Source organism: Lactiplantibacillus pingfangensis (genome assembly GCF_005404945.1).
Classification (GTDB): domain Bacteria; phylum Bacillota; class Bacilli; order Lactobacillales; family Lactobacillaceae; genus Lactiplantibacillus; species Lactiplantibacillus pingfangensis.
Genome location: NZ_BJDG01000009.1, coordinates 103,089 through 111,933, shown reverse-complemented (window position 1 = coordinate 111,933; position 8,845 = coordinate 103,089). Strand labels below are relative to the sequence as shown.

The following is an 8,845-nucleotide window of genomic DNA, read 5'->3' as shown; positions in this document are numbered from 1 at the left end:
GGACATACAAAAATCCCTCCATGATAATCAGATGAATTATAGTATTTCATCTGACAACCATAGAGGGATCATAACAGCCAACTGCTCACACTTTTTTTATCTCAGCAACAGCTATTACATTTTGTTATGTTCACTTTACAAACTCGTTGATAAGTGGCGTTTTGTAGGCATTCTTTATTTTTTGGTATTATAATAAATTATGTTCAATCAAGTCATCTTTTTTTAAGAAAGTCACAGCCACTGACAACTTTTTGCCAGTAGTACGGGTGACTAGACTAGCGGTCGAAAGTTAACACACCCCCTTAACTAATAAGTAAGCCTTATGTTTACAAAAATAAACGTTTTAATTTCTGCTATACTAGCTTCAGGTTGGTAAAAGTAGTCATTAGCCTCATTTATAGTTTCAAGGGGTCAACTTTAATACGGGCTATCTAACACAAAGTACGCTAAAATAGACGTAGGCCCAGTAACAATCAAGGTTTCCACGTATCCTTTCAATTATCACCTGATATATGACAGGGCGTTAACTGATAAAAAATAGTTATACTGATTTTCTTCAATTATTTCTTTAATCACATAGATGTGTTAAAATTTTTAATCCGTGATAAATTTTAGTTATCACTTTAACCCGTTAACCTTTATCCTAATCGTCAAACATTATTCACAGTTATTTAATATTTAGGCTAAGATTATTTGTTAAAGTGAGCCATACTTGGGATTCTTGGGGCTTACACCCCGTTAAACTAATGTACCCCCTTAACCCATAACTAAATTGGACTGACGGATTTATAAAAATGCTGTTAAACCGGCATTTATATTAATTTTATTTAAATGAACATTAGTAATACTTATCAATTCAGGGCATTAATTATTAAATCAATTTTTGCGTTATATCGTCAACAACACTATTTATAATATCAGTGGTATGATTAATCGGTAACTTACCTGAAAGATTGATTACGCTCAATCAAAATTTCGGCCCACTTGGCTAAGTACCCATTAACATTAATAATTTTTATGGAGGCTGCATTTTTCATGAACATTAAGGATCTGTATTACTTCCAGCGTCTAATCAGTACTCAGAGTTATACGCAAACAGCTGCTGATTTCCATGTCAGTCAGCCCACCATTTCACAGGCCATCAAACGACTGGAGCGTCATTTTCAAACGACCCTCTTTTTCCGGCAAGCGAAGACCAAAGCACTCGTCTTAACCCCTAGTGGGCAACAGCTTTTATTAGCGGCGAATGATATCATTTCTAACTAGCAACATGTTAACGAATCCATTGGTCATTTACGTCAACACACGCTACGGCTAGGAATCGAACCTGCTGTGGGTGAACATTACTTACCTGCAATCACAAAGCCAATCATCGAACACGACTTATTAAGCAGCGTTCACACCGTTGAAATGGGTGCCAACCAATTAGTTAAACAAGTCTTGGGCGGTCAACTCGACTTAGCCATCAGTGGTAACTTGGATCAAACCTTAGACGAACGGCTTGCGGTGACCCCACTACGGTCATTCCAGTTTAAAATCCTAGCTAATCCAGACCATCCACTCGCTAAAATGGCTCATCCAACCTTTAAAGAAGCCCTTAAATCACCATTTGTTATTTTAAATGCGACTTACTTAAATAAGTTGGTTTTCCATCAATTGGCGGAACAACTTTCAATTGAGCCACAGGTGCTCTTTGAATCCGATAACAGTACTTTAATCAGCGGCTTAGTCCGCGAAAATCTGGCTCTCGGCTTTATTTCAGATATTGCGACGCCACCGGCTGATGACCTCGTCGAAATTCCAATCGAAGATGTTCAAGTCCCTAGCGTGCATATCAATCTAATCCGTCGTGCCCACCAATTTCCAATTGGTTTGTTCAAGCAAATCATGGATATTGTCGAACAAACTTTCAAAACGGAAGATGCCGCTGCGAAAGAATAATTCGGGCGCCTTTAAGCCCAACTCAAAAAGCAGATCTTCCAGTCACTTGACTGCAAGATCTGCTTTTTAGTACGTTAAAACTGATAAACTTTCGCCTCATATGGCCGTAACTGGTCACCGGCATCATCCGTGTAATTGCTAATTAAGACTTTAGCGGTCGTCGGCAACTGGTCAAAGTGGCGGGTTTGAGCCGTCGCTGTAAAGTTGCAAATAACCAGTAGCGTCTGGTCTGCATCTTGACGAAGATAAGCATAAACTGCCGCGTCATCTGCCGCCAATAACTGATAGTTGCCATCTGTGATCACCGGGAGCGTATGCCGCAATTCAATCAAGCGTTGGTAATAACTGAAGATCGAATCAGCTTGCGCCAAAGTTTGCTTAGCATTAATTTCCGCATAATTTTCATTAACCTTCAGCCATGGCATCCCCGTTGAAAAACCAGCGTTTAAGCTCGCATCCCATTGCATTGGTGTTCGCGCATTATCACGTGAGATGTGTGACAAATAGGCCAGCATCGTTGCGGCGGGTACCCGTTGCTCATCGTCGACAAAATGATGATAGGCGTTCAATGATTCCAAATCTTGATAGTCGCTGAGTTGTGTAAAGTGGGCATTCGTCATTGCCAACTCTTCGCCTTCATAAATGTATGGAGTCCCTTGAAGAAAATGAAGCAAGGTTGCCAACATTTTAGCTGAACGTTCGCGATAGACCGGACCGTCATCACCAAAGCGTGACACAATTCGTGGTTGGTCGTGATTATTCCAATATAAACTATTCCAAGCCGTGCCGTGTAACCCAGTTTGCCACTTGGTCAAACTCTGTTTCAAAGCGGTTAATTTCACTGGCTGATCATTCCATTTACCAAGTTCTGGCGCCGGATTTCCATCAAGTCCCATGTGCTCAAATTCAAAGACCATGTTTAACTCATTCGTATTCAGGCCCGCTGACTGCTTGGCATCCGTCACAGTTGCCGCCGGGGACTCACCAACCGTAATTAAATCGTGACCCGCCAAGACCTTGGCGTGCATTTCTTGTAGGAATTCGCTTAACCGCGGGCCGTTTGCAATGAGTGGTCCAATGTCAGCGTAGGGTTCCCCAGGATTAGGTTGACCATCGGCAAAGCTGGCTGGTTTCGAAATCAAATTGATCACATCTAGGCGGAATCCATCGACTCCCTTATTAACCCAGAAGTTCATCATGTCATAAACCGCTTGACGCAATTTAGGATTTTCCCAATTTAAATCGGCTTGTTCCACTGCAAATGAGTGCAAATAATATTGCTGACGGCTCTCAACGTACTCCCAAACGGAACCACCGAAGAAGCCGCCCCAATTGTTAGGCGCATGACCATCAACCGGATCACGCCAAATATAATAATCTGAATAAGGATTGTCTTTACTCTTGGCACTCTCTTTAAACCACTTATTTTCAGTCGACGAGTGGTTAACAACGATATCCATCATAATTTTCAGCCCACGCTCATGCGCAGCGGCCAATAGTTTGTCGAAATCAGCCATCGTCCCAAACTCCGGATTAATATCGTAATAATCGCTAATATCGTAGCCATTATCAACACCGGGCGAGCGATAAACGGGATTTAGCCAAATAACATCCGCACCTAACTTCTTGATATAGTCGAGTCGACTAGTGACACCGGGTAAATCACCGATACCATCACCATTTGAATCTTGAAATGACCGTGGATAAACTTGATAAACGACCGCCTTTTGCCACCATTGCGTTGTTGTCAAAAAATCACTCCTCTGAAGTTATTAATGTTAACGTTTCCAACAGCTCCATTTTAACATTGCAGCTTAATGATTATTGATAAAACAATTTCTAAATTTGAAATATATTTCAAATTCAAGATTGGTTAAAAAATCTGATTGGACCAAGCCCGTCCTGACGATAAAACTATTAGTCGTGAGACTTATTTTTTCGCTAAATTCAACCTGCTGGTAGGAAGATTGGTGAACAAATAAGCGCCCTCCATCTCTGATTGAGTGGGCATCTAGTTATGACCGATCATTCAAAATGATGCCCATTTCTAGCCGTGAGGGGGCTTTGTTTGGGGCTCAGCCGTGGCATTTGACTTAGCACGGCGATTTGTCCGCGCTTAGTCAAAAACCAGCTTTTGAGACCGCCCTTTGGCTCAAAAATGGTTCACAGCGTTCCAGCCCCAAACGAAGCCCCCGGTAGGCAGAAATTAACACCAATCCTTGACGCCCTCAAAAGTTCATGCTATTATCGCAGTTAACTTCATAAGGAACATTTAGGCTACTTTCAAGTAGGATGAACACTGTGCGTCAGGAAGTCGGTGGTTGCTGCGAACCGATCAGGTGTGACATCACGAAATACAGTTAGCCGTTGTCCGGGTGCGCCCGGCGGATTGTAATTAGCGCCGTTATCAGCTAGTGAGTGGAAAAGTGTTCGTCTTTTCAAGCTGGGTGGTACCACGGTCTAACCAATCGTCCCTGTTGCAATTTATTGCAGCGGGGACTTTTTTTGTCAAAAAATTAGAGGAGTGTTTAAATTATGAAAAATATAGAAAACTGGCGACCGGTTCATTTACCCGAAGCCTTAACCGTGCTACTCATTATGCTCGCCATCATGGGTTTAGGTGTCATCAAGTTTGGTCTCTCACCACAGACCCCTGTCATTCTAGTCATTGCCTTAGTTATTTTATGGGCGCGTATCAGGGGTGCCGCCTGGGACGACATCCATGGGGGCATCATCGATGGGATTAAAACTGGGATCATTCCCATCTTTATCTTCTTACTGATCGGCGCCTTAATCAGTGTTTGGATTGCGGCCGGCATCATTCCATCCATGATGGTCTTCGGCTTCCATCTCATTTCGGCCCAATGGTTCGTTCCTTCGGTCTTCCTAGTCTGTGCCATTATCGGAACTTCTATTGGGAGTGCCTTCACAATTATTTCAACCATTGGAATTGCCCTATTTGGCATTGGCACAACCATGGGCATCAACCCGGCCCTAATCGCTGGCGCCATCATTTCCGGGGCGATTTTTGGCGACAAAACTTCGCCACTGTCGGACTCAACTAACTTGGCCGCCGCGATCGCTGAAAGTGACTTGTTTGATCATATTCGAAATTTAATGTGGTCAACGATTCCGGCCTTCGTCGTTTCGCTAATTTTATACACGGTGTTAGGTGCCGGGGCCGCCACTGAAACCCATTTGGGCAAAATCAGCACGACCTTAGCTGTTCTAAATCAAAACTTCACAATCAGTTGGTGGGCAGCCTTGCCTTTAATCTTAATGCTCGTTTGTGCCATTCGAAAAATTCCAGCGATTGCGACACTTTTAATGAATATCGCCCTAGCAATCGTCATGATTTTTGTCCAAAATCCACACACACCTTTAATCAAAATTGCGACCATGATTGAAACTGGCTTTGTTTCGAAAACTGGTAATACCGGTGTTGATCAACTGCTCTCTCGTGGTGGGATCAGTGCCATGATGGGAACCGTTTCGCTAATCTTGCTGACGCTCTCATTGGGTGGCCTGCTAATGCGCTTCAATTTAATCCAAACTGCCATGGTGCCACTCGCTAAACGACTTCAAGGTGCCGGAATGACCGTTACTGCTACGATTTTGGCCGGTATCGGCGTGAATGTTTTCGTTGGTGAACAATACTTGTCAGTTATTTTACCCGGAAAAGCTTTCAAGAAGACCTTCAATGACCAAGGCTTGGCTAATCTGGCCTTGAGTCGGGTGTTGGAAGATGGCGGAACGGTGATTAACTACTTGATTCCTTGGGGTGTCGCTGGGGCCTTTGCGGCGAACACCCTGGGCGTCTCCACCTTAGCCTACTTACCATTTTGTTTCTTTAGCTTGCTGTCCCCGGTCTTCTCAATTATTAGTGGCTTCACTGGTTGGGGGCTCAAACGACAAAAAACGCTTAAAGCTTAAAATCAAGCAAAGACGCTTGCTAAGTTAGTCAGTAAACATAAGCTCGAATCCGATGGTCGTGACTTGTGCTTATTCCCTCGCCCCCGCTACAATTAATTAAAAGGACTTTTTGTCAAGAAGGGGGCACATGATGCTTGCATATGGTTATCGAAAATTTGGGGGACCTGCCGTTTTTGAAACACTTGACCAGCCGGCTTTAAAACCAACGGCCAACCAAGTTATTATTACAACATTGGCAGTTAATTTGAATGATGAGGATCGGATTGAACGTTTAGGCGCCAACGAAGCCACGCCATTGCCGGTTATTCCGGGACATGATGTGGTGGGCCGTGTGAGCCAAGTTGGCGCCGCAGTCACCGATATTTCAGTCGGCACATTGGTCGCCGCTCATACTGAACACGCCTATGCCGAACAAGTTTGTTTGGACGCTGACAGTACCGTCACGGTGCCGGACAATTTGACGCCAGCCCAGGCCGTCAGCCTAATTACACCCGGAATTACGGCCTATAAAACAGTGCGTTATTTTGCTGATATTCAACCAGACCAGACCGTCATCGTCAAAGGGGCCGATGGTGGAGTCGGGTTGCTAGTCGTTCAGTTGTCAAAACGGCTCGGCGCTAAGGTTATTGCGATTGCGAGTCAGCAACACGCTGACGCCTTGACCGCATTAGGCGTCGACCAATTTGTAGCCTATGACCATCAAGACCCTGCTCACGTCCTGGCCGACAGCGGTGATGTGGTGATTAACGTTGCGTTAAACGGTGTTGATGGCAAGGCGGATTTAGCAATGGCTAAGTTTGACGCGACGATTGTCTCTATCGCGACCCACCTACCGGTCACTAGCAAATCAATTCGCTTCCGTTCGATTCACGCAACAAACGCCATTTCCGACCAAGCCGCGCTACAGATGTTATTCAGATTGTTAAGTATCGGCGAATTACAGACCAACATTGGCTATCAATTACCCTTTAATTTAGCCGGTTTCATTCAAGGTCACGAATTATTGGACCAGCCACATACCGGCCGGATCGTGATTAAAAAATAAAAGATCGTGCCTAGTTCAGTCTGAGATGACTGGGCTGGGCACGATTTTTTTTTTTTCAAAAGCTTAAAAACACGCAAAACGAATTGTAAGCACTGTTATATCAGCCACGAATACGCCTAAATTAGTCTCGTGGTGAGCCATTCCACTAGTCAGATTCGTGTGCTACGTGGGACAGCACAACGATGTTATCAGTCCAGCCAGAAGCCTATTAAAACCTTTTACAGCGCGTAGACCTTAGCCTCATAGGGGCGTAGCTGATTACCACCGTCATCTTGATAGTTACTGATTATCAATCGCGCTTGCGCGGTTACGACCGACGTCAGCTCACGATCAATTGTCTGGTCGGTAAAGTTACAGATGACGATCCAAGTTTGCTCCTGCCAGCGACGTTCATACATGAAAACTGCTTCATCATCTGGTAATAACAACTTAAAATCACCCAATGTGATCAATGGATAATCATGGCGCAAGTCAATCAATTTCTGATAATAAAACCACACTGAGTCAGGGTCTGCTAAGGCAGCTTTGACATTCACCATTGGATAATTTTCGTTCACCCTAATCCAAGGGGTTGTCTCACTAAAACCAGCATTTTCAGTGGCATCCCATTGCATCGGTGTTCGTGAATTGTCACGTGAATTTGCCTCAATCCGTGCCATCATCTCGGGTGCAGACAGTTGGTGTTTTTGAGTGACCACTTCTTGATAAGCATTCAAGGTTTCAATATCACGATAATCCGTGAGCCGTGTAAAATGGGCATTGGTCATCCCAATTTCTTCACCTTGATAAATATAAGGTGTGCCTTGTAACAAGTGCAAACAAGTTGCCAGTAGTTTAGCTGAGCGTTCCCGATATTGTGGCGAATCATTGCCAAACCGCGAAACTGCCCGCGGTGTATCATGATTATTCCAAAATAAGCTGTTCCAAGCTTGGCCATTTAAGCCAGTTTGCCACTCATTAATCACCTGTTTTAAGCCGACTAATGGTGTCTTGCGCGTACTCCATTTACCAAAGCCATGTTGGCTATTATCCAGTCTCAAATGCTGAAACTCAAATATCATGTCAAGTTCGTGTCGATTTTGACCAGCATATTTCAGCCCATCCGCTGGCGTCACGCCATGTGTTTCCCCAACGGTCATCGCATCGTACTTAGACAAAACTTCTCGGTGCATTTCACGCAAAAATTCATGTACGCGGGGCCCATTTGTCACTTGGGAATCACCAAATTCACTATGTGGTTTCACCGGCCCATCTGGTAAGCCCGGTCGTTTTGAAATCTGATTGATGACATCCATCCGGAAACCATCAATGCCCTTCGTTAGCCACCAATTCATCATGTCATAAATACTTTGCCGCAACTGCGGATTTTCCCAATTTAAGTCTGGCTGTTTTGTTGAAAACGTGTGTAAATAATATTCTTGCGTCTTCTCATCATACTGCCAAGCTGAACCACCGAAAGCCGAATCCCAATTATTAGGCGCTTTTTCACCGTTACCGGCACGCCAAAAATAGAAATTACGATAAGCGTTATCCCGACTGGCTCGGCTTTTTTTAAACCAAGCATGTTCATCCGAAGTATGATTGACGACTAGATCCATGATGAGTCGCAGTCCTCGTTGATGGGCAGCTTCCAATAGCCGGTCAAAATCACTCATCGTCCCGAATTCATTCGCGATTTTTTGATAATCACTGATATCATAGCCATTATCATCATTGGGGGACTGATAAATCGGATTCAACCAGATCACATCAATTCCCAGTCGTTTTAAATAATCCAGATGATCAATGATACCTTGAATATCACCAATCCCATCATGGTTCGTGTCTTGAAAGCTGCGTGGATAAACCTGGTAGACAACGGCCTTTTGCCACCACTTGATTGTCGTCTCTGTCACGTCCATATTCCTCCAATTTTCATCAAATAAG

General features: G+C 44.0%; 6 protein-coding genes. 4 read left to right on the top strand and 2 right to left on the bottom strand.

Features of this window, described 5'->3' with window-relative positions; translation table 11 throughout:
• Window positions 1–1,035: 1,035 nt before the first annotated feature.
• Window positions 1,036–1,266, top strand: a complete 231-nt coding sequence (locus tag FFM74_RS13750; RefSeq protein ID WP_223877178.1) for a LysR family transcriptional regulator — start codon at window positions 1,036–1,038, stop codon at window positions 1,264–1,266.
• 18 nt (window positions 1,267–1,284) lie between these two features.
• A complete protein-coding gene (locus FFM74_RS05985) occupies window positions 1,285–1,941 on the top strand; it encodes a LysR substrate-binding domain-containing protein (RefSeq protein ID WP_223877180.1) in 657 nt (218 codons plus the stop codon).
• A 74-nt stretch (window positions 1,942–2,015) separates the two neighbouring features.
• Here FFM74_RS05985 and FFM74_RS05980 read toward each other — a convergent pair whose 3' ends face one another.
• Window positions 2,016–3,692 carry an alpha-glucosidase gene (locus FFM74_RS05980; protein ID WP_137625725.1) on the bottom strand — a complete coding sequence of 559 codons (1,677 nt, stop codon included), beginning with the start codon at window positions 3,690–3,692 and terminating at the stop codon, window positions 2,016–2,018.
• 784 nt (window positions 3,693–4,476) lie between these two features.
• Here FFM74_RS05980 and nhaC point away from each other — a divergent pair.
• Entirely contained in the window at window positions 4,477–5,874 is a 1,398-nt protein-coding gene (nhaC, locus tag FFM74_RS05975) for a Na+/H+ antiporter NhaC (RefSeq protein ID WP_137625724.1), read from the top strand.
• Between the two features lie 130 nt (window positions 5,875–6,004).
• Complete coding sequence (locus FFM74_RS05970) at window positions 6,005–6,919, top strand: NADP-dependent oxidoreductase (protein WP_137625730.1); 915 nt, start codon at window positions 6,005–6,007, stop codon at window positions 6,917–6,919.
• Between the two features lie 218 nt (window positions 6,920–7,137).
• Here the strand turns inward: FFM74_RS05970 and FFM74_RS05965 are convergent, their stop codons facing one another.
• Window positions 7,138–8,814, bottom strand: coding sequence for a glycoside hydrolase family 13 protein (locus tag FFM74_RS05965; RefSeq protein WP_223877177.1), 1,677 nt, complete (start codon window positions 8,812–8,814; stop codon window positions 7,138–7,140).
• Between the last annotated feature and the right edge of the window lie 31 nt (window positions 8,815–8,845).